This window comes from Streptomyces sp. NRRL F-5755 (assembly GCF_001279365.1).
GTDB classification, from domain to species: Bacteria; Actinomycetota; Actinomycetes; order Streptomycetales; family Streptomycetaceae; genus Streptomyces; species Streptomyces rimosus.
Genome location: NZ_LGCW01000274.1, coordinates 19,136 through 42,151, shown reverse-complemented (window position 1 = coordinate 42,151; position 23,016 = coordinate 19,136). Strand labels below are relative to the sequence as shown.

25 protein-coding genes are annotated in these 23,016 nt (G+C 68.5%); 13 read left to right on the top strand and 12 right to left on the bottom strand.

What is annotated here, in order from left to right; translation table 11 throughout:
- Window positions 1-64 precede the first annotated feature (64 nt).
- Genes ADK86_RS26255 through ADK86_RS43330 form a run of 3 tightly spaced genes read right to left on the bottom strand, consistent with a single transcriptional unit; the run spans window position 65 to window position 1,619 of the window.
- Window positions 65-943, bottom strand: a complete 879-nt coding sequence (locus ADK86_RS26255; protein ID WP_053698822.1) for a hypothetical protein — start codon at window positions 941-943, stop codon at window positions 65-67.
- Between the two features lie 35 nt (window positions 944-978).
- Window positions 979-1,413, bottom strand: coding sequence for a peptidase inhibitor family I36 protein (locus ADK86_RS41375; protein WP_078952281.1), 435 nt, complete (start codon window positions 1,411-1,413; stop codon window positions 979-981).
- Window positions 1,410-1,619 carry a hypothetical protein gene (locus tag ADK86_RS43330; RefSeq protein WP_159393966.1) on the bottom strand — a complete coding sequence of 70 codons (210 nt, stop codon included), beginning with the start codon at window positions 1,617-1,619 and terminating at the stop codon, window positions 1,410-1,412. Before ADK86_RS43330 ends, ADK86_RS41375 begins: the two co-directional genes overlap by 4 nt.
- 722 nt (window positions 1,620-2,341) lie before the next feature.
- Between ADK86_RS43330 and ADK86_RS45720 the strand changes: the two genes are divergently transcribed.
- From ADK86_RS45720 to ADK86_RS26235, 6 genes are all read left to right on the top strand, one after another.
- On the top strand, window positions 2,342-2,725 hold the full coding sequence (locus ADK86_RS45720; RefSeq protein WP_078952280.1) for a TniQ family protein: 384 nt from the start codon (window positions 2,342-2,344) through the stop codon (window positions 2,723-2,725).
- Window positions 2,719-3,645 (top strand): hypothetical protein, encoded by a 927-nt coding sequence (locus ADK86_RS26250; protein ID WP_053698821.1) that lies wholly within the window; start codon window positions 2,719-2,721, stop codon window positions 3,643-3,645. Before ADK86_RS45720 ends, ADK86_RS26250 begins: the two co-directional genes overlap by 7 nt.
- The gene (locus ADK86_RS44775; RefSeq protein WP_234346040.1) at window positions 3,642-4,586 is read left to right on the top strand and encodes an NAD(P)/FAD-dependent oxidoreductase; all 945 of its coding nucleotides are present in this window, start codon (window positions 3,642-3,644) and stop codon (window positions 4,584-4,586) included. Before ADK86_RS26250 ends, ADK86_RS44775 begins: the two co-directional genes overlap by 4 nt.
- Window positions 4,587-4,657: 71 nt before the next feature.
- On the top strand, window positions 4,658-5,092 hold the full coding sequence (locus ADK86_RS44770; protein WP_234346039.1) for a hypothetical protein: 435 nt from the start codon (window positions 4,658-4,660) through the stop codon (window positions 5,090-5,092).
- 382 nt (window positions 5,093-5,474) lie between these two features.
- Window positions 5,475-5,717, top strand: coding sequence for a hypothetical protein (locus tag ADK86_RS26240; RefSeq protein ID WP_159393965.1), 243 nt, complete (start codon window positions 5,475-5,477; stop codon window positions 5,715-5,717).
- 196 nt (window positions 5,718-5,913) lie between these two features.
- Window positions 5,914-6,450: an EF-hand domain-containing protein gene (locus ADK86_RS26235; RefSeq protein WP_078952277.1), complete on the top strand. Its 537-nt coding sequence runs from the start codon at window positions 5,914-5,916 to the stop codon at window positions 6,448-6,450.
- 148 nt (window positions 6,451-6,598) lie between these two features.
- Here the strand turns inward: ADK86_RS26235 and ADK86_RS26230 are convergent, their stop codons facing one another.
- Window positions 6,599-8,017: a hypothetical protein gene (locus ADK86_RS26230; protein ID WP_053698819.1), complete on the bottom strand. Its 1,419-nt coding sequence runs from the start codon at window positions 8,015-8,017 to the stop codon at window positions 6,599-6,601.
- Between the two features lie 246 nt (window positions 8,018-8,263).
- On the opposite strand from ADK86_RS26230, the gene ADK86_RS26225 reads away from it, so the two are divergent.
- The 5 genes from ADK86_RS26225 (at window position 8,264) to ADK86_RS43325 (ending at window position 13,714) form a co-directional block, all read left to right on the top strand.
- Complete coding sequence (locus ADK86_RS26225) at window positions 8,264-9,499, top strand: hypothetical protein (RefSeq protein ID WP_053698818.1); 1,236 nt, start codon at window positions 8,264-8,266, stop codon at window positions 9,497-9,499.
- A 128-nt stretch (window positions 9,500-9,627) separates the two neighbouring features.
- Complete coding sequence (locus ADK86_RS26220) at window positions 9,628-10,950, top strand: UDP-glucose dehydrogenase family protein (RefSeq protein WP_053698817.1); 1,323 nt, start codon at window positions 9,628-9,630, stop codon at window positions 10,948-10,950.
- Window positions 10,951-11,001: 51 nt separating this feature from the next.
- Window positions 11,002-11,358, top strand: coding sequence for a hypothetical protein (locus ADK86_RS26215; RefSeq protein ID WP_053698816.1), 357 nt, complete (start codon window positions 11,002-11,004; stop codon window positions 11,356-11,358).
- A 93-nt stretch (window positions 11,359-11,451) separates the two neighbouring features.
- Window positions 11,452-11,880, top strand: a complete 429-nt coding sequence (locus ADK86_RS26210; RefSeq protein ID WP_053698815.1) for an NUDIX domain-containing protein — start codon at window positions 11,452-11,454, stop codon at window positions 11,878-11,880.
- Between the two features lie 949 nt (window positions 11,881-12,829).
- The gene (locus ADK86_RS43325; protein ID WP_159393964.1) at window positions 12,830-13,714 is read left to right on the top strand and encodes a hypothetical protein; all 885 of its coding nucleotides are present in this window, start codon (window positions 12,830-12,832) and stop codon (window positions 13,712-13,714) included.
- 518 nt (window positions 13,715-14,232) lie between these two features.
- Here the strand turns inward: ADK86_RS43325 and ADK86_RS26205 are convergent.
- Together ADK86_RS26205 and ADK86_RS26200 are read right to left on the bottom strand one after the other, a co-directional pair.
- Window positions 14,233-14,559 carry a winged helix-turn-helix domain-containing protein gene (locus tag ADK86_RS26205; RefSeq protein ID WP_234346038.1) on the bottom strand — a complete coding sequence of 109 codons (327 nt, stop codon included), beginning with the start codon at window positions 14,557-14,559 and terminating at the stop codon, window positions 14,233-14,235.
- Complete coding sequence (locus ADK86_RS26200) at window positions 14,556-15,044, bottom strand: hypothetical protein (protein ID WP_053698814.1); 489 nt, start codon at window positions 15,042-15,044, stop codon at window positions 14,556-14,558. The genes ADK86_RS26205 and ADK86_RS26200 overlap by 4 nt, the downstream gene beginning before the upstream one ends.
- A 1,196-nt stretch (window positions 15,045-16,240) precedes the next feature.
- On the opposite strand from ADK86_RS26200, the gene ADK86_RS26195 reads away from it, so the two are divergent.
- Window positions 16,241-16,831, top strand: coding sequence for a hypothetical protein (locus ADK86_RS26195; RefSeq protein WP_159393963.1), 591 nt, complete (start codon window positions 16,241-16,243; stop codon window positions 16,829-16,831).
- A gap of 509 nt (window positions 16,832-17,340) precedes the next feature.
- Here the strand turns inward: ADK86_RS26195 and ADK86_RS26190 are convergent.
- From ADK86_RS26190 to ADK86_RS42540, 6 genes are all read right to left on the bottom strand, one after another.
- Complete coding sequence (locus tag ADK86_RS26190; RefSeq protein ID WP_053698812.1) at window positions 17,341-18,330, bottom strand: Ku protein; 990 nt, start codon at window positions 18,328-18,330, stop codon at window positions 17,341-17,343.
- 56 nt (window positions 18,331-18,386) lie between these two features.
- Window positions 18,387-18,548, bottom strand: a complete 162-nt coding sequence (locus ADK86_RS43320) for a DUF6233 domain-containing protein (protein ID WP_159393962.1) — start codon at window positions 18,546-18,548, stop codon at window positions 18,387-18,389.
- 68 nt (window positions 18,549-18,616) lie between these two features.
- The gene (locus ADK86_RS41360) at window positions 18,617-19,036 is read right to left on the bottom strand and encodes a lasso peptide biosynthesis B2 protein (RefSeq protein WP_078952276.1); all 420 of its coding nucleotides are present in this window, start codon (window positions 19,034-19,036) and stop codon (window positions 18,617-18,619) included.
- On the bottom strand, window positions 19,033-19,296 hold the full coding sequence (locus ADK86_RS26185; protein ID WP_234346037.1) for a lasso peptide biosynthesis PqqD family chaperone: 264 nt from the start codon (window positions 19,294-19,296) through the stop codon (window positions 19,033-19,035). The genes ADK86_RS41360 and ADK86_RS26185 overlap by 4 nt, the downstream gene beginning before the upstream one ends.
- Window positions 19,293-21,152 (bottom strand): asparagine synthase-related protein, encoded by a 1,860-nt coding sequence (locus ADK86_RS26180; RefSeq protein WP_159393961.1) that lies wholly within the window; start codon window positions 21,150-21,152, stop codon window positions 19,293-19,295. Before ADK86_RS26180 ends, ADK86_RS26185 begins: the two co-directional genes overlap by 4 nt.
- A 23-nt stretch (window positions 21,153-21,175) precedes the next feature.
- Window positions 21,176-21,313 carry a lasso RiPP family leader peptide-containing protein gene (locus ADK86_RS42540; RefSeq protein WP_107088557.1) on the bottom strand — a complete coding sequence of 46 codons (138 nt, stop codon included), beginning with the start codon at window positions 21,311-21,313 and terminating at the stop codon, window positions 21,176-21,178.
- A gap of 905 nt (window positions 21,314-22,218) precedes the next feature.
- Between ADK86_RS42540 and ADK86_RS26175 the strand changes: the two genes are divergently transcribed.
- Window positions 22,219-22,986: an IS5/IS1182 family transposase gene (locus ADK86_RS26175; protein ID WP_053698810.1), complete on the top strand. Its 768-nt coding sequence runs from the start codon at window positions 22,219-22,221 to the stop codon at window positions 22,984-22,986.
- Window positions 22,987-23,016 lie beyond the last annotated feature (30 nt).

Below are 23,016 nucleotides of genomic sequence, written 5' to 3'. Positions count from 1 at the left end.
TCACCCGGTTCACACAGATCGGGTGTTGGCACTGCGTGGCACGGAAGGCCGCAATGCGAAGTTTCTATTTGTTGATGCGAGCCGCAGATTGGAGATTCTTCTGGAGGCTCGCTCGTACGCTCGCCAGGCGGGCTGAGTTATCGCCGATGGCCTGGTTCTGGTAGGCCATCTCAACCGATGACCACACACCCGTTACGTTGTTCTTCTTCTTGCACTGCGCATCCGCCACTGCCACATTCTTTTCATGCTTTGTGGCGGAAGGTGACGCAAACTCGCTGTCATCGAGCGCCTCAAGCGGTGTACTGTATGTGAACCCCTTCTTCTTCATACAGGCATTCCACTTCTGAAATACCTCACGAACCCTGGGGTCTCTCTGTGTTTGCGCGCTTGCCTGGAGGATCAGCTCGTCGGTGAACGCCTCGCTCTGCTCTGGCGATTGCTCTCTGAACACCTGCTTACTGGCTTGGCCTTGGCAGCCGTTTTCGGGCACTGCCTTACCGTTATATGTGCTCACCTCCCCGATTCGTACGGCGAGTTCCTCGCTGGTTTCCCCTGTCGACTGCTTTTCTATCTCTTTCCCGAGGTCCGGATTACCGTAGCCGTACTTTCGCGCCTCCTCCTCGTCCGTCACTCCATAGAGGTGTTTGTGAGATGACTCCAAGCCTCCATCACCGGTACTGGGAACAGGCTTATAGGTGATCCCGAAGTCCTTCATGCATCTGACGGTTAATTCATCGATGGCCTGGACGATCTTCTTTTCCTGATCGGCGTCAAGCCTGTAGGACTCAAGCGGATAGTTGACGCTAGTCACGTCGACGCGCTGGGCAATGCTGGCGTCGGGAAGCGCTCGATGCGCCGAGTCCGCACTCGAGTAGCCAGCAAGCGCGAGGGCGGAGGCCCCGGCCACGCTGACGGCCAAGCCTAGCTTTGTGTACTTCTTCACCGTGTTACCTCACTTTCTCCTTACGGGGGCTACAGTCAGGGCTTGTACCAGTTGTGTGAACTAATGGCATTCTTGGGGGGGTTGGGGCCGGTGTCGGGAAGCGACGGCCACTGGGAGTACTTAATGCAGCCCTCCCCGCACTCCTTCATCCGTTTCACGTGAAAGGCCCAGCCACCGTAATTCTTGTGCTGGAAGCCGCGCCATCGATAGTTTTCATCGAGGTTCTTGAGCGACGCCGTATTGTCGTTCAGCGGCTCACCGTCGGTGAATTGATAGGGTGTGTAGTCGGGGTAATCTTTCGGGGTGACGAAACTGCCACCTTCATAATTTGACCTGTCGTACAGGCAGATCATGCGGTAGGTGCACCCCAAGGCGTGCGCCGGCGCCTCGACTCCCGCCAGAATGGCGACTGACAAAGCGACGACGCCAGCTGGCCGAGCCGCATTATGAATCAACTTCCCGATCTTCATCTGTAATCCTCCGGATGATGCTGCATCCAGTCATTGACACGCTTCAACGTCTGCACTATCTCTGCTTCGTGCTTTATGATCTCCCCGCTAGATTGGTCGGGAACCTTTCCCTGTGTTTCCTTTATCCATTTCACGGGAGCGGCAAAATGGTCAACCCCTTTAGGGTCTTCACGCATTGCCCGCAGCAGGAAGTCAAGGTTCTCCATCGCGCTTTCCAGGTACTCCCTGCATGTCTCAGGGGATTGCCCACACCCCTCGTTGAGCCGTGCCTGCACCCGCGCAAATGCATCTCTAACTTCAGTTCTCGGCTTCGCGGAGCTTTCATGGGCCGGAACAGACGCCTCGGAACAGGCGGATCCGAAGAGAGCCACCGCGGCGATCGCTGCAGACAGCAGAGCAGTTCGGCCGCGTTTGGCGGCTGAGAGGGCAACAGGCGACACGTCACTCCGATCCAAGGGCCCGATGGCGGGCCACGCGTACAGAGCAAGAGTCGGGGTGCGGTGACCCTAACTCTGCGTTTGTACACGGCAGTTGCATTTTGTGGGGGAACGGGGATGGACGATAGCAATGAAGCTGTACATGTCACAAGGAATGTCGATCAGTCGTTCAGGTGACTGTTTTTCGCTGTTCCGCGACGCCGGGCGTCATCCCCGGTGATGTCGGCAGCAGCTGGCCGACTGGCGGGGCCAGGTGCGGAATCAGAGGCACCGCATGGCGTCTACCTCGGACATCGCACAGAAAGGCTTGTACGCGCAAAGCCGACCAACTCGCGCCCCCCATTACAGTCTGGCCCGTGTCAGCGTCCCGACGAGTCGATGCAAGGAGTGGCCAAAAATCGATCTAAAGTGCAGCGCACCACCGAAGTTCGCTCACCTTTGGCAAGTGCCGGAGGTGCCATAGGGGGAAGTGGGCCCTGTCCGAATAGAGGCTGGACCGGACCGCCAGCACACTGGACATCTCGCCCGGCCTGGCCGCCCGAGCCCTGGGGCTTCAGTACGCCGGCAACGACGAACGGCCGGTATTCTTCGGCATCACCCTGGCCCCCGCCAGCCTGCACGCCCTGCAGCAGACCACCGGGTTGCCCGCCCGCGCCCTGCAGCACATGCAACTGGACCGGTACGACGGAACCGCCCTGGACCTGCCCCACCTCGACGCGAGAAACGAAGCGCGGTCGCAGACCGCGCTTGGCCGCCAGTGGCTGCTCCTCGGTGCAAGCCGCGCCTGCCCCCGGTGCCTGGCCCACAGCGACGCATGGCCCCTGTGGTGGCGTCTGGGCATCGCCGCGGTCTGCCCACCCACCGCTGCGTGTTGATCGACACCTGTCCCGCGTGCTCAATCGCGCTGCGCCGCGGCACAACAACCAAACCGGCGGTCCTGCTCCGCCGCCACCCCAAAGGACTGGATGCGAAGGAATGCGGCAACCGCACCTTTCATCCCCAGCGCCCCCGCGAAGCGCAGGTATGCCGCCAGCGCCTCACCGACATCCCCACCCAGCCGGCTCCCGAGGCCCTGGCCGCCTTCCAGCAACGCGTGCTCGCCATCGCCGACGGACAGGCCGCACGGGTAGCGGGCAAGCCGGTATCGGGCGCCGACTGGTTCGCCACCGTACGGTTCGTCGCTGCCGCAGCCCGGCTGGTCATCCACGACGACGAGCTCGGCGACCTGCCCGACGCACTTGCGCACGCACTCGCCGCGGCGCGCGAAACCCGGCACGAAAGCCGCACCAAGCACTCCAGCGGCGGAGTAAGCGCCCCCGGAGCCAAGCCGGAAAGCGCCGCCGCGGCCGCCGCCATCCTCGCCCTGGCCGCGCCCGTCGTCGATGCGCCCGCCCCCGACGCGGGAGGGCACTATCTTGCTGCCTGGACACGACGACTGGCCGAGGAACGCAAGACCCGCCACCACGGGATGGACCCCCTGCGCAAAATCCACCGCCCGCCGATCGTGGACGAGATGTCCGTGACCGACCAGAAGGCGACCGCCGCCATCCCCCGCCCCTACCCACTGGCACGTGCGAAACCAGCGAAGGCGACCGCCGCACTGGAGATCCGGCACATTCCCCACCGGATCGGCACCGATGACTACCACGACCTCATGGCCGCTCACCTGCCGACCACTTTGCCCTCGCTGGGCCGGCACTTCGCCGCCCTCGCCTTCGTCCACTCTCCCGTCGTCGACAGCGTGCAGCCGGCCACGGGCACCGCCCCGTACTCGGAAGGAGCCCGGACGACGTGACACGCACAGACGGGCAGAAGCGAGCAGAGGCATCCCCGCCCACGCAGGCCGTAGTACTGGGCTGCGGCATGGCCGGCATGCTGGCCGCGGCGGCACTGGCGCGGCACCTGGGCCAGGTGATCGTCATCGAGCGAGACGCCCTTCCCCGGACCCCCCGCGCCCGAAAAGGGCTCCCGCAGGCACAGCACACCCACGTCCTGCCGTCCACCGGAGCCCGGGGCATCGAGGCATTGGTCCCCGGAACGCTGCGCCGCCTTCTCGACGCAGGCGCCCACCGCAAGGGCATGCCCAACCAGCTGCTCTCCCTCACCCCGCAGGGCTGGCTGCGCCGGTGGCCGGAGACGCAGTACGTGATCGGCTGCAGCCGGGACCTACTGGACTGGGGGATACGGGAACGACTACGGCACCACCCGAAAATCACCATCCGTACCGGCGTCGCAGCGACCGACGTGCTGGGCAGCGCTGATCACATCCGCGGTGTACGGCTGCGCGACGAGCGCACCGGCCACCTGTCCGAGATCACGGCCGACCTCGTGGTGGACGCCACCGGGCGCGGCTCCCGAATGCCCCACTGGCTGAAGGTGCTCGGCCTCCCTGCCGTACGGGAAGTAACCGTCGACTCCGGCCTGACGTACGTCACCCGCATCTTCCGGGCCCCCGACGGAGCGGCGGACTTCCCCGTCGTCAACATCGCCGCGGCGCCCGGGAAACACCCCTACGGCCAGGCCGGTGCGCTCCTGCCGATCGAGGGCGGGCGATGGCTGGTCACGCTCGCCGGCACCCCGGCGGAGAACCCCCCGCCGCACAGGACGACTTCACCGCCTTCGCGCGGGGGCTCCGCCACCGGATCATCGGAGACCTCATCGCCGACGCGGAACCGCTGGGCCCCGCCCACACCAGCCGCAGTACCGCCAACCGGCGCCGCTTCTACGAGGACCTGAAGCACTGGCCCGACGGGCTTCTAGTCCTGGGAGACGCCTCCGCCGCCTTCAACCCCATTTACGCACAAGGCATGACGGTCGCCGCCCTCGGCGCCATGGCCCTGGACCGCCTCCTCACCCGGCACGGCCTGCGCCCGCGGACAACCCGCCGAGCCCAGCGCGCCATCGCTCGCCCCGTAACCGTGGCCTGGTCGGTGGCGACCGGCCAGGACCGTCTGCTCCTCAATGGCGCCGACGCCCGCCACGCGGCCACCGACCGACTCGCCCAGCATGGCGCGGCGCGGCTCATGCGGGCCGCGGCCGGCGATCCCGCCACCGCCGAAGCCTTCTTCGGTGTTCTCACCCTCGCTCACTCCCCCACCCGCCTCCTCGCCCCGAAGGCGTTGCTGGCCACCCTGGTCGGTTCGCGCCGTCCACTCCTTACCGAGCCACCGCTGACCCCGCGGGAGCGATCCTTCCTCGTTCCTTGCCGCACCGGACCACAGCAACTCCGGGACGGGATCTGAGGGGTAGCGACATCGACCGTCCCGGTGGCCATCGGAAGTGATGTGCAACAGCCGGGACAGGCTCCCGTGACGGGCTGGCCGCCTGGAGGTGGCGGCCAGCCCGCCTGCCCCCCGCCAACCCATGGGGAGGTCGCTGCGGCGCGGGGTGGGGGCACGGCTGCTCGGCGACGACGTAGCAGCGCTGAGCAGCCGCCGCAGGGCCAAAGCTGACCCGTACCCGTCAGCCGGGCCCCGCGTCCGTGCCGCCCCGAGCAATACCTACAACAAGGTCGAGGCAGCCAGGCCCGTCCGGGACACCACGTACGGAAGAATCGAGCCCGTGCTGGGGTGGAGCCCCGGCTCCTGCCGGAACGTTCTCGCCGGCACCGGTGAGCCTTCCGTGGTGACGAGCTCACCTGAGTGCGGCCCGCCCCGCTCGGCCGACCCGCAGGTATTTCGAAGGGACATCGAGGAGGCGGTCCAAGCCGCCGACATCGCCGCCACGGACACCTTGACCACGGCCGACCTTCGCAAGCTGAGCCAGCACCTGGTGGAAGAACTCCGCCGGCGCGGCTACCTGCCCGATACGGCACCCACTGGGCCCGCGCCGCCCCCGCCCGCTGCCGACGCGCCACCGGCCCGGTGACACGTGCTCCTCCTGCGAAGCGGTCGACCAATCCTCCTCGGGAGTCCGGCAGCCTCGCGCCTGTTTTCCCCACGAGTACACCGTTCCGATTCCCGGTGAGCCTTCTTGCCCGACACTAGCGGAATGTGCGTTTTCTATGCTTTCCGTGGGTATCTTGACGGCTGAGTGCCCATGGAATCAGCTGGGAGGAAGCGCCGTGTCCCATCCCCTGTCCGACTCACCGCAGCACCGTATCTTCGCCATGCTGGACGTGGACGGTGACGGCGCCATTACCCATGCGGAATACCTCGCCCGGGTCGACCGCGTGGCGTCGGCCCTGGAACGCGACGCCCATCATCCGGTCGTCACCGCCGCGCGGGCCGCCCACGAGGCGGTCTTCGCGGACATGGACGCCGACCAGGACGGCCGCGTGACCTTCGAGGAGTACCGCACCTGGGTGGGACATGAGGCGTTCGAGCGCTCCTGCCGGCCCGCGCTGGGCTCCCTGTTCGACATCGCCGACAGCGACGCCGACGGGCGTCTGGACCGCGACGAGTTCATCCGCCTGCGTACCGCCGCGGGGAACGCTGGAACCGGCGTCGCCGCGGCCTTCGACGCCCTCGACAGCGACAGCGACGGGCTGATCGACCGTGACGCCTACCTGGCGGGCATCAAAACATTCGTCACCGACGGCAGCTCTCCCATGGCCGCGGCCTACGGCAGCGAGCGACCGGCCCTCGGAACCCTGTCCTGACCCGCGGTCAAGGCCCCGACCTCAACAACCGTCCCGCTGACGACTCACCAGCAGCCCGTCCACCCGCGCGCGCAACGTCTCCGTCACCGGCGAGGACCCGAACATCGCCCCCGTAACCAGGGGCAGCGCGCAGGCGAGAACACCCCCTTCAGCGCCCGGTGGCGACCACGTCCTCCAGACGCTCACGCAAAGCGCTGATGTCGCTGCTGCCCGCATATGGCTCGGTCTCCTCGTGGAGTTCGCTGAGCCGGTCGGTGATGCGGGTACTGTGCAGGCCCTCGGCGATGGTGAGCGCGATGGTCGTCTCCTGGCAGGCCCCGGCCAGTTCGCCAACCGCCAGGTGCGTACGGGCAAGGCCGATGTGGTCGAACGCGCGAGACCGTACGCGGCCGGCGGGCCGTAGCCGCAGGGCGTTGGCCAGCAGAGCGAGGGACTGCTCGGCCCGGTGGGTGCGACGGTGGCCGGAGGCGTGCTTGGCGGCGATCTGGTGGGCGACACCGAGGGTGGCCGACAGTTCCGCCTCGTCGAAGAATGCGGTGTGCGGCGGCTCGTCGTCCGGGCGGATGCGGGTGAAGGCGTCCTCGGCCTCCCCGGCCGCCCGCTGGCTCTCCTCCACGTCGCCGCACAGGGCGCTGAAGCGGGAGTGGAGCGCGGCGAGGATCGCGCGGGTGCCGGGGCCGGCGTGCCGGCGCGCCCCGTACTGGGCGAGGGCGACGAGTTCGAGGGCGTCCTCGACGTGCCCCAGGTGGGACATCTGGCGGGCCATGCACTGGAGGATGTGCGCGCCCAGCTGCCGGTCGCCGCCCTCGCTGGCGGCATGCAGCGCGGCGATGAAGAGCCGTTGCGCGCTGACGTGCGCTCCGGCGTCGAAGGACATCCACCCGGCCACGCTGCCCAGGTCGGCGACGGCGCAAAAGAGGCGGCGCCCGGTGGCCTCGGTGTAGGAGGCGGTGGCGAGTACGTCGTTGATCTCGCTCATCTGGGCCACGACCGCCCGGCGGGAGAGCACACCGCCGTGCCGGTTGTCCGCGTCCCGGAAGGCGGCGGTCAGCGCCTCGATCGATTCGACCTGAGCGGTGCCCAGCCTCCCGGCGGGCGCCGGGCTCGGCAGGGCGGCGGGTTTGGCGGACGGCCAGCGCCGCAGCGGCTCCAGGAGGGCGTCGGCGGCCTGGATCTGTGCGGCGTCGTCACTGGTGCGGGTGTGCGGCAGCATCAGGTCACTCCGGGTCAGGTGAGCGATGGCGGCGATGGTGGCGGCGTGCTGCCACGGCAGGTCGGCGCCGTGGCCGGTCGGCTGGAGCGGTCCCGGCAGGCCCACGTCCGCCGGTGTGAGGGGCAGAGCCAGCCGGGCGCCGAGCACCTGGGCGATGATCTGCGGCACGGGCTGGCGCGGGCATTCCCCGCCGCGCCAGCGGCGTACCCGGCTCTCGTCAGGGTTGATGTCCCGGTGTCCTGCGGCCCGCGCGCCCGCGGTCACCGCGTGTGCGAGCTGGGCGTTGGAGAGCTGGGCCCGTTCCATGAAGTGGCTCAAGAGCGTGTTGGGCACCCGCTTCCCGGCCTGTCCCATCCTGGGCCCTCCCGCCGCTTTCCCACCGAACCCTCCGAGCGTACGGCGCGCTGCGCCCGGCAGAAACAACACCGTTGAACGCGCCGGTGTTTCGCCGGTCCGTACGCCGGGGCTGCGCCGCCGTGCCAGCCGCCGTCCGCCGCGCTTCACCGCCTTCGCGCGCCCGAGTGGCTGTGGTGCCGTGGTGAGGACGCCCGGGAGCCGCGGCCCCGAGGACAGCAGTACGTCTCACAGCGAGAGGTCCCCATGGAACTGCCCTTCATCGTGGTCGATCAGCTCACCCCGCAGCAGGAACGCGACTGGCACGCCTTCTTCGGCACTCGCGGTGCCGACCGGCCCCGGGACATCGAGGAAGGCATCTGGCGGCGCACCCAGGAGCAGGCCACGGCCGCGCAGTCCGGCTGGCAGCCCGGCGATGCGCGGCGCCGCATCGTGCACTACCGCTACCGGTACGGGCTCGCCACCACCACCGGTGCGCCGGCCCTGGCGCTGCGGCAGCTGTACCTGTACCACCACGCCGCCGCCCCGGCCGACGAAATCGGCGCACACTGGGAAACGGTCCGCGCCGCCCTGCGCGCGGGCGACTGGAAGCCCGAGGGCGGCGGGTGGGTACGCGGGGACCTGCGCGTCACCCCGGCCCTGCACTCCGCCCCGCATCCCGAAGACCTCCGCGCCGGTCGTACGCTGCCACGCGGATACGCCTGTCTGGACGTCCAGATCACCTCATCCGGCTACGTCCCGCCCCCGGCGAGCCGCCGCCGTCCGTGGGAGGTGCTCGCCGGTGGCATCCGCCAGAAAGCAGCCCCGGGCGTCTTCCGGCGCATCCCGGACCTCGCGCCGATCGCCGACCACCTGCCCTTCCAGGCCGAGGTCGGCGGCGGTACGAGCTGGGAGGCCGGCATCCCCGCGCTTCACCGGCTGCATGAGATCTACCGGGTCACCACCCGGGAGGACGACGCCCCCGGCGTCCACGGCTTCGTCCTGCGCCCCCAGGATGATCCGCTGCTGGCCGAGTTCCTCACCGCGCCGGAGGAGAAGGCCGAGGAGTGCGTGGAGATGTACCGGGCCTGCTTCCAGGCCCGGCCCACCCCCGCCCTGACCGCGCTCAAAGACCTGCACGACGCCGGATACCTGACCGGGCCCGTCATCACCAACAACTTCGACGTGCTGGCAGCCCGCGCCGGACTGCGCGAGTGCTTCGTACGCCGCTACGACCAGACGGTCCCCGACGTGGAATGGGGCCAAGGCGCCCGCGCGCTGCTGGTGGTCGGGCTGCACGCGGACCGCCGCCAGGTCGCCGCCCGCGCCCGGGAGCGCGGCATGCAGGTCATCCACTGCGATCCCGAGGGCTTCTGGAACGGCGGCGTCTTCCACCCCTACCCGCTGGAGGGGCCGCAGGACGGCGATCTGGTGTGCAACGCCCCGGCGAGTGAGGCGCTGCCCGCCCTCGCCCGGCACCTGCTGGAGAAAGTAGCCGCCTGACACCGCGTCAACCGCACGACCTGCCAGATGTCCGCCCGGCCGGCCAACGCCGCTAGCGTGCGAGCCTCCCTTGGCCGGCCCGGCCCTCCATCCGGACGGTCTCCCTCCCCGAAGGAGCACACCGAACCATGCGCGTATCCGTCATCGGCTGCGGCCACCTGGGCATCCCGCACGCCGCCGGCATGGCAGAGATCGGCCACGAAGTGATCGGCGTGGACACCGACCAGGCAAAGATCGACACCCTCAACCGGGGCGAAGCCCCCATCTACGAGGCGGAACTGCCCGAACTGCTCGCGCGGCACACCGCCAGCGGAAGGCTGCGCTTCACCACCAGCCTCGCCGAGGCAGCGGAGGCCGCCGACGTGCACTTCCTCGCCGTCGGCACGCCGATCGACGCGGACGGCCGCGGCTACGACATGGGCCAGGTCTTCGGCGCCGCCCGGGCCCTGGCCCCGCACCTGACCCGGCCCACGATCATCATCGGCAAGTCGACCGTCACCCCCGGCACCACCGCCAAGCTCGCCAGCCTCCTGGCGCGGCACGCGCCCGCCGGCCGCGACGTCGAGGTGGTGTGGAACCCGGAGTTCCTGCGCGAAGGCCACGCAGTCGCCGACACCCTGCGCCCCGACCGGATCGTCGCCGGCGTCCCCTCCCACCGCGCCGAGGACGTCATCCGCGAACTCTACGCACCCATCGACGCCCCGCTGGTGGTGTGCGACCCGCCCACCGCCGAAATGATCAAAGGGGCGGCCAACACCTTCCTCGGCCTGAAGATCTCCTTCATCAACGCCGTCGCCGACATGTGCGCCGCCTCCGGCGCGGACGTGGCCACCGTCGCCGCCACCATCGGCATGGACCCGCGCATCGGCACCGGCGGCATGCGCCCCGGCATCGGCTACGGCGGCGGCTGCCTGCCCAAGGACATCCGCGCCTTCACCGCGGCGGCCCGCCAGCTCGGCGCCGACACCGCCGCCGACCTGCTGCGCGCCGCAGAGATCATCAACGAACGCCGTCCCGCCGCCGCCCTCGCCCTGGTCACCCAAGTCCTCGACGGATCCCTGGCCGGCCGCTCCATCACCGTATGGGGCGCCGCCTTCAAGCCCGGCACCAACGACGTCCGCGAATCCCCCGCCCTGGCCGTCGCCCGGCTGCTCCAGGACCGCGGCGCCCGCATCACCGTGCACGACCCGCACGCCGTCCCCACCGCCCTGGCCCGCCACCCCGAGCTGGAGTACGCCAACGATCTCGCCGCCTCCGTCAAGGGCGCCGACGCCGTCATCCTGGCCACCGAATGGCCCCACTACCGCGACGCCGACCCGGCCGCCCTACGCGACCTGCCCACCAACCCCCTGATCATCGACCTGCGCACCACCCTCGACCCCCACCATTGGACGGCCGCCGGATGGCGCGTACACCAGCTCGGCCGCCCCGCGGTCCGCATCCCCCACTAGAGCGCCGGGCACCGGACGGTCGCCCGCCCTTCCCGCAGAAGAAGGAGCATCATGACCTCGCACCAGCTCCCGGGCATTCTCGACCTCGACACCATCGAACGCCTGGCGGCCGTGTGCCGGCAGGCAGGCAGCGACCTGCCCGCCGAGGAGCTCAAGGCCCTCCAGGTCGGCAAGGTCGGCGAAGAAGGCGGCGAGGCCATGCACCAGCTGCACGGCCTCAAAGGGCTCACCATCTGTGACTGCCCGGAGCACTCCTGGACGGGCGTGATGAACGACCTCGGCGGCGCCGTCCTCGCCGCACTCATCGCCATGATCTACATCGACCCCGACGGCTGGCGCACCACCCTGGCAGAGGTCCTGCACCGCCGTACCCGGCGCGGACGCGAGCACGCCACCGCCACCGCATAACCCCGCGACACCCGGAGCGTGGGCGGCCGCATTCCCGGGCCACCCACGCCCCAGGCGCGTACCGTGGACACACCGGCGAGCCAAGGAGTGTCCATGGGTGTGGCGGCAGCGATCCGCAACAGCGACGGCGCCTACCTGCTGCACCTGCGGGACAACATCGACGGCATCTGCTGGCCCGGCCACTGGAGCTTCCTCGGCGGCCAACTGGAGGCCGACGAGACCCCGCACAAGGCCATCACCCGCGAACTCCACGAAGAAGCCGGCCTCGTCCTGCCCGACCTGCGCCCCCTGGCCACGGTGCAACAGGGCAACGGCCGGGCGGACATCGAAGTCTTCACCGCCTCCTGGAACGGAGACGCCGCCCGCATCCAGGTCACCGAAGGCATCATGCTCGCCTGGTTCCGGCCCCACCTGCTGCCGCGTCTGCGTGTCCCGCCGTGGTGCGTCGAAGCGATCCGCCTCCACCAAGCCGGCGTCGAGGATGCTGCCGGAGCCGGCCACCGCAGGTCACCAGCAGGATGAAGCCGACGAGCAGCGGCCCCATCAGGGGAGAGCGAGCCTGCGCATCGGGCTTTCGCGCTGATGCTGTCCTGGGCAGCGGGACCAGCCCAAGCACGTTGACCGCCGCAAGGGCACCGGCACCTGAACAGTCAAGACCGCCGCCCCCGGCGTCAGCGGCCGCCTCAAGCGCGAGTATGCACACTATCCGACCTGCCACTCCCCGGGGACGCCCTGGTCTGCGTCATCGCTCCGGAGGCCACCGCTCAGCTCGTGGCGCCCAGAGTGGAGCAGTACGTCCATCTCGCCCCTAGCCGAGCTGTACGACCTGGTCGCCGCCCTGGTCTGCACCTGAGTCGGATGGTCGCCCAGGAGCGCCGTCCTCGGCGAGCGTCAGGCGGAGCCAGGGCCTGGCGAGGGTGGCGTCGTCCAGGGCAATGCCGAGTGGTCGAATACCAGGGCCACCCCGGGCCCATCCGCCGGGTTCCTCCGCCATATGATGCCTAGCTCCCGCAATTCCCTGCCAAAGACGGCGAGTTGCATGCTGCGGAGGCTTGCCGACGAACTACTACGCGCCCAAAGCCGGGGCGGAATCATGAGCGGATCATTGTAGGCGTGGATCGTCCCGCCGCGGGCAGCACCGGCAGGCCGCCGCCCGCGCCAGCAAGGTCCGGCTCAGGTACCCCGGCCGAGTTTCGTGCCTGGCTCGGACAGCACCCAACCCGTAGAGAAACGCCGCGCGTTGGACACACCATGCCGCTGCACATCCACTGGGAGGCGAGCGCATCGGTGGTGCACCCGCCTCCTTGCGGAATATCGTGGGCACGACTGAGCTTCCCGCCTATCGGACTCGGCATACCAAACGGGCAGGCTACGGCTGCAGCAGGCGCACGTGGCCAGCAGCCGCAGCAGGAAACCCTGACCCGGCGGCGGGAGCACCACACAGACCACCACCCAGCCAATTGGGGGCGGCGTGCCGTACGTCGAATGGCGCGGGAACAAGTGCCGGGTCAAGAGGTGGTCCGGCGAGTACCTGAAGAACGGCAAGAAGAAATACAAAAGCAAGAGCGGCTTCGACGACGAGGAGACCACCTACAGCTACGGTACGGACCGTGAGTACGAGGTCCGCCACGGCACGCGTGTGGCCAAGAGCTGCGACAACGTGCCGATGCACACGTACAGCCTGGTAATTTGGCTGCCACACCAGGACCTCCGCCACGGGTCCGTCAAATGGTACCGGCCCATTCTCACAGCTCAGATCAACGAGCAGTGGGGCGAGCACCGTGTCAATGCGATCGAAGCCCCGGAGTACATCGCTTGGAAGAACGCGCTCAACCAGAAGGTGCGGCACAAGGAACGGGCCCGGACCTACGTCAATGACATCCTGATGGTCTTCGGCCTGTTGATGATCGATGCCGTGCAGCGATACCGGCTCCGGCCCGAGACTCCCATCCCGCCGGCCACTTCTCGCCGCGGCTGCTATGTCAAGAAGGTCCGCAAGAAGAAGCGCCCGCTGGCCATGAGCCAGGTCTACCAGCTGGCTGTGAACGCTTACACAATGTGGGGTTTCACCGGTTGGATCTATGGCACGCGGCATTCCAAGGGATGCGCCCCGGCCGAGATGTACGGCCTGCAGAAGATCTATGCCTCCCCCGCCTGGCCGACCTCCGAACCCGACCCGGAGCAGCGCGAGGAGTCTCGGGAGCGCTACGCGACGATGCCCGCCACCCGGGTGCAGTGTCCAGGGGAATGCCGTACCGGACGCGATAGAAGGCGCCCTGGCCATCGTGAAGGAGCTGGCCGGCCAGGACCTGACGGTCGGAGAGGTTGTCCGGGAACTGCAGCATCTGGTCGATGAGGTCGAGTTCGTGTGGACAGGCGCCCGGCTGCGCCACTGCACGGTCGGAGACATCTACCGTGTCTACTGATCACCGTTCCGCAGTGCCTCGTGCAGCCCCGCGGACCGGCGCCGAGCGGTCCCGGACGGCTCCGATCGTCGCTTGCAGCGCCGAAAAGCTCATCAATCGTCTGCTGGCATCAGCTCCGGTACTCACCGAGACACAGCGCACCCGGCTCGCCGCACTCATGGGCCCGGACGGCTGCTGGCCTCCGCCTCCGCCGCTCACTGAGGAGCAGCGGACCGCAGTGGAGGCGTGCCGCGAGAAGGCGCGGCAGCGGGCCGTCGGGCTTGACGCAACGTCCGAGGAGCAGACGGCGGCTTGAGGGCGAACAGCCCACTGCCCTGGACCGAGGCGGCCCGCAGAAGCGCCTTGCCGGATACGGGCCTCAAGTATTCGAGGTGCCCGGCAGTACTCTGCACGGATTTGTGGCGCAGGCACGGTTCCCGCACGCTCGCTGCTTTTGCGTACGCACTCTTCAGGCGTCCGGGGTGGGGCCCTGGTCAGGTTCCCGCTGAAGGAGCTGCTGCAGTGCCGCGACGTGCCCGCCGTAGCGGGCCTGGCCCAGCGGGGTCATACGGAACCAGGTGCGCGGGCGCCGCCCAATCCCGCCCTTGCGGACCTCGATGTAGCCCGCCTCCTCCAAGGCTCGGCTGTGCTTGGACACCATCGAATCGCTCAGCCCCGTGGTCTCCCGGACCACGCGGAACTCCACCCACTGCGGGCCAGCGGCCAGCAGCGCACAGATCGACAGCTTCGGCAGCGGATGGATCACAGGATCCAGCCCCTCGGACGTGCCGGTCACCGCCGCCGGCCCCCGGTCACGATGTCGCCACGGATCCCCGCAGCCATCCAGGTCAGCAGGAACGCGATCACGCCCCCCGCGGCCACCGCGACCGCGACGGCCGCCCATGCGGCGCCGGCCGGCGGACCGCTCAGCCGGCCCAGCCCGAACACCGCCGCCAAACCGCCCAAGCCCACCAGGACGAACGCAGGAAAGCGCCGACGCAACGACGGATATGCCGTGAACGGCCACACATCCCGCCGGTTCATACCCGACCGCACGGAGAACAGCACGATCAACGCCAGGAACAGCAGACCGCCGACCTGGCCGTACGGCAGGTCCGGAATGCCCAGGCGCCGGTAGCCGGCCGCCGGGAACGCACTGCTGACCGCAAGCGCCCAGGACACCGCGGTCAGCGCCGGAAACCACCAGCCCAGCCGGACCCGCGCAGCCGCGGCCCGGCGCTGACGAGCCACGACGTCCATGCCCACCTGGTACTCGTCCATCACTCACTCCCGCACGCACAGTAACTTTCCAACTGGAAAGTACTTTCTGTCAGCGTGATGAGCAACCCGGGCACGTAGAGCCCCCGGAGGCGGTGCTGCACAAACGGCCTCCGGCTTCGAGGGCGTCGCCGGGCCTGAACGGACACCTACGCCAGCGTCCGCTGAGGCGAGATGGCCGGTGCACGACGATCGGTGCGCTGCTCATGCCTCCCAGTGCACCCAGGCACGCACCTTCGAGACGCCGGGCAGCGGCGACGGCCGGCAGGCGCGGGCGTCGCGATCAACCGGCGCCACCGGGACCGGCGACAGCACTCCCGGATCATCAACGACAGGGCAACGAGTCATACCGACCCCGAAGGCCGCGAGCCCGAACCGAGCTCCACAAAGAAGGTATTGGGCGGGGCTGACAGTTCCCCGCTGCCGAGGGCATCAAAGTTCTCATCTGTGGCGCGCGTACGAGATCAGCGAAGGTTCGAAGATGGGTTCTGGCATCCCGCCGGTCATGGTGCCGGGGTGAACCTCACCTCCGTCGACGGGCAGCCAGCCGCGAGCCTATGCAACGCGGCGCGCTCCGTGGTGTCGACGGTCAGCTTCCACCAAACTCCGCTGGGCGCTGACCGTCGACCGCACCGGCCCGGGACGCACTGCGCCGCCTGGCCACGGGCTGCGGCCACGCCTCCGTCGAGTACCAGCGCGTGTAGGACCGGCCCCGCGCCTCGCCCGCTGCTTCGGCAGGGGCGGGGCGCTTTTCGACGTCTGCCCAGTCGGCGAATCGTTCGCCCGCCGCACAGGGGCGCGTGGGGACGCTGCCGACGGGCGGAGGTGACCTTGCGCTCTCCTCCTGTGTTCCGAATCGGTCGACGGCAGATCGTCGAGGGCTACGTCAGTGTCGAAATGATGCGTGCTGCGAGACATGGAGCACGACGATTCCGGACAAAGTTGCGCCATCGGGGCTCAAGCGGCGCACCGTGGCGAAGTCGGCAAGGATCGATGGGTTAATTAGCGAATCTCCATTTAAATCGGACTTTGACGGTGTGAGCCGGACCGCCAATTGGGCGTTTTACCCGGCATCTAAATGATCTTTACTGGGCGTTTGCTTGATTTGTGACTGGCGCCATATGGGTGGGCCTTTTTGTCAACAAGGGTGGGTGTGTCCCCGGTTATGGGGGCGGAAAATGATTGAAAGGTAAATGTATATGCGCTTCGGCGTGCGTTCGGCCCTCGCCACCACCGTGGCGGCCGCCGCGATCGTGACCTCTATGGCCGCTACCGCCACGGCTGCTGCTCCGGCTTCGCAGGACAAGCCCGCAAAACCCTTTGCCAAGGGTGGTGAGGTGACGAAGTTCGCGGCCACTTCCACATTCAAGCTCAACCTGCCCAAGGGCGACCATGCGGTCCTTACCGACCGCGGCGTCCGGTTCCTCAAGGCCGACGGAACACTGGATGGCGGCATGAAGCGGCTCGACGTCAAGGACAAGGCCGGGAAGATTCACAAGGCCACCTGGACCCTCAAGGGCGACCAGCTCACGCAGAAGATCGCTGACGTGAAGGGCTCCACGATCGAAGGCACCGTGGTCCCCGCGGCGGCCCCAGGTAAGGTGGCGACGCGCGCCAAGCGCTCCAACTCGAACTGCTTCTGGGATGGTGTGGCAACCATCGGGGCCGGACTTGGCGCCGCCGGCGGCGTTATAGCGGCTCCGGCCAGCGGCGGGACGTCGCTGGCCGCCACCGGAGCCCTCATGGGCGGAGCGGCGGCGGCAGCTCACGGCGTCCAGGACTGCTTTTAAGGACTGCTGCTCATGCTTATCGGACGGATACTCCTCGCCATCTCGCTTGTTCTTACGCTCGCGGTGACGGCTATCGGTATCTGGCGTGGTGATACGTGGAACATCGTCATTGGTGCTCTGCTGACATGCTGCACGACCAGCGGCGCAGTCATAGCCCTGCGAGCCCGCCGATAGGCCCTGCGCCTCGGTAGCTACACCGGCATGTTGACAGCCCGCGATGGGTATTCGCGCCCTCTACGTGAGGGGTAGCGTGCTGGCGTAGCTCCGAGGCGCTTCCGTTCATTACAGAGCTATCCGGACCAGGACGGGGTCTCGGTAATCTTCGGTAGCGAGACCGCATTCATCCCGGTCCGATGGTGCTGCTCAGAGTTCGGCACCGGCCCCGGCGTCCATGAGCGGGCTGCATGACCGCGGCTGGGGCGTGTCCGTCTCATCGAGTATCGGCCCGTGCCGCGACACCCCCCCGCTCCGCCCTCTCCGCTTTGGCGGGGCGGGGCGTTCCGGCGTTGTTATCCGGCTCGTCTGCCGGTGGTCTTCTTCCCCGCGGCCTTCTTGGCCGTCTTCTTCGTGCGGGTGGCTGCCTTGCCGTCGGTGGCCTTCGGGGCCCGTGTGGACTTCTTGGCGGCGGAGTCCGTGGGCTTCCTGGCGGGCGGCCTCTCCTCCGGGGCGACAGCCTTCTGGACGGCCCGCAGCGGGGTGACGGTGGCCTCCTCGCCGGTGTCGCCGCGGGACTGGCGGGCGGAGCGCACGCTCCCCTCCAACGCAGCCATCAGATCCACGATCTTCCCGCCCGGCGCGGGCTTCTCGGCCTCAACCTCGGGCTCGCGCTCCTCCAGTTTGGCCTGGACGATCTCTTCCAGCTCCTCGCGACAGTGATCGCGCAGGTCTTCCTCGTCCAGCGGGCCGTACGAGTCCATCAGCTCCTCCGCCGCCTGAAGCTCCTGCGCGGTGATCTCTACGGGCCGGTCAGGTACCACGCCGGCCGGGGAGCACAGTTGGTCGGGCCAGAGCAGGGCGTGCATCACCAGCATCTGGTTCATGGGGCGGATGATCATCGCGAGGGTTTCCCGGCCACGCAGGGCCACCTTCCCGAGTGCGACCTGCCCCTGGTCCTCCATCGCCCGGCGCAGCAGCTCGTACGGCTTCGCGGACGGACCTTCGGCGCGGACGTAATACGGCTTGCCGATCTGGAGCGGGTCGACCTCCGAGGAGTCGACGAAGGACAAGATCGTCAGCACCTTCGCCGTCGGAAGCGGCAGCCGCTCAAGGTCCTCGTCGGTAACCGGCACGACGCGGTCGCCGGTGACATAGCCTCGGCCGATGTCCTCGCGGGGGGCCTCTTCGTCGTCGAGGCTACACACGGCGACGTTGCGGACCCGGCCGCCGTCCTTGGTGTGGATGCGGTGGAACGAGACGGCGGGACCGGCATCCGTCGCCGGGGCCAGAGAGACGGGGATGATGACCAGGCCGAACGAGATGGTGACCTTCGCTGAGGGCATGGGGCTCGCCTCCCTGCGGGAGTACGAGCCTACGGCGCGGGCTGCTGACCGGCATCTCAGCTGAGAATGCCCAGCTCCGTGTCCGGCCGGCAGTAGGGGCACGGCTCCACACCCTGGACGAGCGCCTGCATGGCTTCTTCACGCGTGATCGCCTTGCCTTTGGCGGCCCGACACGCGCCGTCGTACACGTACAGGGGATCGCCGCGGCTGCAAAGCATGCCCTCGCTCGTGTGACTGTCGCCGCTAGGTGGCCATGGTCACCGTTTGTGCCGCGACCGGTACGTCGTCATCTGGGAGCAACGGTCAGCGTGAGGGTGTAGCAGTCCGGGTTCTGGTCTTCGCCGACCGGCTGCCCGTCGACTGCGACCCAGGCGTGGGCGGTGAAGTAGGGAAAAGTCCGTACCCCCGTGCACCACGTCGGCCAGGTACCACGCAGACGGCACAGCAGCGCTGTCGCCAGCGAACGCTGCAGGCACCCCCGCTCGATCGCGCAGCGGGGACTGACGGCGACCACCGCCTTTCTGGCCGCTGTGGCCTGCCCGACGGATGCCGGTGTCGCCCCGCGCCTGACCAGATGGAGTACCTGACTGATGCGGTGCGGTGATCTGCCGGACAGCCACCGGGCCGCTGCGACGGCGAGGTAGGCGGCGGGCCACTGCCGTGGGGGAGGACGCTCGCCACGGGACAGGACGAGGTTGACGCTCACACTCGCTCCTCGCCGATCAGCCCCGCGGTGCGCAGGCGCCCGATCAAAAGGTCCACGTCGTCGGCCGCCCGATGGGCTGCTGCCGGATACCGCTCTGCGAGATCATGCACGGCTTTCTCCGATGTGGCGCCTTCCAGCAAAGTCCGGAGCACCAGCGCTCCGGTGGCGTTGAGCTGCCAGTACTTCCCGGAACTCCGGTCCAGCAGGACCATGGCGTCACCGGTTTCGGTTACGTTCACGTCGGGGCGCAGGACGATCACGGTGCGCTGCCTTTCCTCGCTGCGGATGCCGGCCGGGGTTCCGGAACGCCGGCGTGGTCACGGACCGCCTGCAACCAGGCTTCACAGACCACCGTGCCGTGCATCTGAATCAGCGTCGAAGTGTCTTTGTGGGGTCGCAGCAATGCCTTCCACATCTCCGCCGTGTCGATCAGCCCGTGCCGCGCCAGTTCCGACTGCTCGAAGAACCGCATGACCTGTCGGCGTTGCCGTGCCCAGTCGTGCCGGTTCTCGGCGCTGTACTCGCCCTTCGTGGTGCGGTGCAGGAGTTCGTCAGGCACGATGCCGTCCATGGCCGCCGCGAGGAGCGGTTTGAAGCGGAAAGGCGACAGCTGGTCCTGCGGGCGCACCGCGAGGGCCGCGTGCAGGACCTCGTCATCGAGGAACGGTGCGGCCAGGCGTACACCATGACCGGCGAACAGCAGATCGGCTCGCCCTACCGACCTGCCCGACGCGCGGGCGTACACGAGCATCGCATGCTGGCCCCGCCACCGTGACAGCGGGCGGACGTCCTTGCGGGACCAGTGCCGCAGCGTCTCCCGGGCGGCCTCGGCCGCGTACGGCGTTGCCCAGGGCGGCATACGCATCGGCGAGAGCCAGCCGAAGTCTTCCGCCCAGGTGCGGCGCCGGGGCGCCGTCAGCACCTCGGCCGCGGTCGTCAGTTGCTTCACGGGGCTCTTGGACGTGGTGAGCGCAGGCAGCACCGCGGACCACGGCAGCCGGTCCCACAGGCGTTGGGCCCGGACGTGCGTCAGTCCTGTCAACGGCCGCTTGCGCACCAGGTCGTGCAGGTAGGCGATGCCCGGACGGAACAGCTCGTCCCCTCCCAGTCCCACCAGATGGACCCGGGACTTCTCCTCGGCCATGGCCCGCGCGCGGATGCCGAGATCTGACCGGCCCGGCTCCATGGGAAAGGGCGCTTCCGTGTCACGAAAGGACAGATCGGCGCCCAGTGCGGCGAAGCGCTGCCCGGCCTGGTCGGCCGTAAACCTCCGGTGGAGGGCGTCGGGAAGACCGTCGCAGGCCAGGCGGGCGTAGTGGGTGTCGTCGTTGTGGGGGTCACGGCCCACCTGGTGGTAGGTGACGACCTGTGCCGACCCGCGACAGGCCAGGAACGTCAGGCTGGTGGAGTCCATGCCCCCGGACAGGTCGCTGCTGATAGTGCCACCGGCCTCCGTCCGCGCGTTCACCGCCCGCGCCAGCGCCTTGCGCACCTCCCGCGCCCCCTCGGCCAGGGGCAGTTCGGGATCCGGCGCCGTCCAGCGACGGTGGGTGCCCGCCGTGCCGTCCGGTTCGAGACACAGCCAGTGGTCGGCCGGCACGGCCCCAACGCCGAGCCAAGGCGTGCTCTCGTGCAGGGGGTACGGCATGCTCGGGGATGTCAGGTGCAGCGCGAGCCATGCCGGATCCCACGTCGCGCCGGTCAGTGCGGCCAGCACCCGGGCACTATCCGCGGCGATGACCGCGTCGCCGAACCGGGCCTGGAAGACGCGGTGCACAGCGGCCAGGGAACCCTGGACACGCACGCGTCCCGCCACGGACGCAATGACATGAAAAGCGCCCGCGAGGCCCGCGAGAGCGATTCCTACCTCATGCACCGAGCGCACCTTGTCCGTCAGCCTCCGCAGCGAGTCGGCGGTGGTCGGGCACTGCCCGACCACCGCCACCCGTACCGGACCGCTGTCGGTGCGCAGAACGCTACCGAGAGGCCAGTGCCCGATGAGCCATGGCCGGCCCGAGGCGTGCTCGATGACACGCGATGCCGACGGGCGAAGGGCTCGTGCTGCGGTGAGGCCGGCGTCAGAGTCCGGAAGGACAACGAACCATTCCTCAGCCACGTCAAAAGTCCCTTCTCCAGCCTTCAGCTGCGGTAGTAGGTCGGGCCGGTACCGTCGCAGGTTCCGTCCTGATGCGCACCCATGGTCACCTCTGCGAACTCACCGGCCTCCACCAGCGCCGGCGGCTCATACACGTCGCACTCGGCGGTCTGCTCAGTCATTGTTCTCTCCTTCCGTAGTCATCTACCGGCGGGCTCTTCACCCACCGCACCTGGACTTTCCCCTCTCAGCCCGACCGATTAGCACATTCATACGACAATGACCCGCATGGAGGACGCGGGAACATAGACTGGTGGCATGCGCCAGACAGTCCTGACAGCGGGTTCAGGGGCATCAGGGCAACGCACAGCGGGATGCGGAGAGTGAGCAGTCGATACGTCGAATGCTGCCCGTGAAAGCGTGGGAACCCGTTGGCAGGCGATCGCATCAGGAGCAGACGAAGGACCAGCCCGCGAAGCTCTTCCCGCCCTGGGCCAGCGGAACGGACGCACCAGCGTCGCCCGCTCGAAGCGGAGGCTCCAGCGCGTCGCAAGCGAACGTCTGACCCGTACGCCATTCTCCAAGAGCCCCAGGCTGAACGCCCCGAGATCTGGACCGGCGTACGCATCCGCAAGCCCCCGACCGCCCCTGACCACCAGCACCCCATGCCGATCAAACGAGGCCATGCCCCTTGATTCGGGGGCAGCCAGTAATTGCTGGCACATTCGCGGGCCGGTGACGCGCCAGCCACCGTACCGCCGAGGTCCAGCCGCTTGCCGTTCGCGCCTGGCCTGCCCCTCCCCGCCCCGGCGCCTCACCGGCGGGACAGCAGCCGCTTGCCGCCGGAGACGATCACAATCACGTGGTGGTGCTTCTTGCCGGCCTGCCGAGGGACTGCAGGACGGCTGGCCAACAAACGCTGACCATGGCCAACTAGCGGCGCCAGTCACAGCTCGGCTGGCCCGCCATGCCGTGTCATGGCTCCTTAGGCGGTTGTGGTCGAGCCCAGGGTGGCGCGCAATCCGTTGGCGTAGACGAAACTAAAGGTTGTCCCGTAACGGCTGGCCAAAGGTGAGATGATCTTGGTGTGGCTGGTGTGATCACGGCGTCGGTACCGTCCTGGATAGGTCCGTTCTCCGGGCTGAGCCCGCGCTGCTTCGGCAAGCTGGTGACGGCTGTACGTCGCGAGACCGCGAGCACAGTTCGCCGAGGGCGGCCTTGGGGTCTCTCGCTCGAAGATCGAATTCTCCTGGTCACGACCTACTGGCGCACGAACTTGACGCTGCGCCAACTGGACCCGCTGTTCGGCGTCTCCAAGTCCGCGGCCGACCGGGTCATCGACCACCTTGGGCCGCTTCTCGCGCTCCGGACGCGTGAGCGGTTCCGCAAGGACACCGTCCTCATCGTGGACGGGACATTGGTGCCCACGCGCGACCGCACGATCGCGGAGCAGTCGAAGAGCTATCGCTATTCCACCGCCCACCAGGTCGTCATCGACGCCGACACCCGCCTGGTCGTCGTGGTCGGCCGGCCCGTCCCGGGCAACCGTCACGACTCCCGCGGCTGGGAGGAGTCCGGCGCCAAGGCCGCCGTCGGCAGGACGATGGCCATCGCCGACGGCGGCTACCAAGGGACCGGACTGGTCATTCCGCACCGTCGCCGCGAGGGCGAAGAACTCCCGACTTGGAAGGGGGAGCACCATCGGTCGCACAAGAAGGTCAGGGCCCGCGTTGAGCACACCTTCACACGCATGAAGGGCTGGAAGATCCTGCGCGACTGCCGCCTCAAGGGCGACGGCGTCCACCACACCATGCTCGGCATCGCCCGCCTGCACAACCTCACCGTCGCCGGATAGCCAGCATCCGGCATGCATCCAGGATGCTCG

Bases quoted from the DNA above. Each gene is read 5' to 3' on its own strand.
- ADK86_RS44770 (WP_234346039.1), top strand. From the start codon at position 4,658: ATGACGGTCGCCGCCCTCGGCGCCATGGCCCTGGACCGCCTCCTCACC.
- ADK86_RS26190 (WP_053698812.1), bottom strand. From the start codon at position 18,330: ATGCCCTCAGCGAAGGTCACCATCTCGTTCGGCCTGGTCATCATCCCC.
- ADK86_RS26215 (WP_053698816.1), top strand. From the start codon at position 11,002: ATGACCTCGCACCAGCTCCCGGGCATTCTCGACCTCGACACCATCGAA.
- ADK86_RS26220 (WP_053698817.1), top strand. From the start codon at position 9,628: ATGCGCGTATCCGTCATCGGCTGCGGCCACCTGGGCATCCCGCACGCC.
- ADK86_RS42540 (WP_107088557.1), bottom strand. From the start codon at position 21,313: ATGACTGAGCAGACCGCCGAGTGCGACGTGTATGAGCCGCCGGCGCTG.
- ADK86_RS26210 (WP_053698815.1), top strand. From the start codon at position 11,452: ATGGGTGTGGCGGCAGCGATCCGCAACAGCGACGGCGCCTACCTGCTG.
- ADK86_RS43320 (WP_159393962.1), bottom strand. From the start codon at position 18,548: ATGCTTTGCAGCCGCGGCGATCCCCTGTACGTGTACGACGGCGCGTGT.
- ADK86_RS41375 (WP_078952281.1), bottom strand. From the start codon at position 1,413: ATGAAGATCGGGAAGTTGATTCATAATGCGGCTCGGCCAGCTGGCGTC.
- ADK86_RS26230 (WP_053698819.1), bottom strand. From the start codon at position 8,017: ATGGGACAGGCCGGGAAGCGGGTGCCCAACACGCTCTTGAGCCACTTC.
- ADK86_RS26195 (WP_159393963.1), top strand. From the start codon at position 16,241: ATGCGCTTCGGCGTGCGTTCGGCCCTCGCCACCACCGTGGCGGCCGCC.
- ADK86_RS26200 (WP_053698814.1), bottom strand. From the start codon at position 15,044: ATGGACGAGTACCAGGTGGGCATGGACGTCGTGGCTCGTCAGCGCCGG.
- ADK86_RS43330 (WP_159393966.1), bottom strand. From the start codon at position 1,619: ATGGAGAACCTTGACTTCCTGCTGCGGGCAATGCGTGAAGACCCTAAA.
- ADK86_RS26225 (WP_053698818.1), top strand. From the start codon at position 8,264: ATGGAACTGCCCTTCATCGTGGTCGATCAGCTCACCCCGCAGCAGGAA.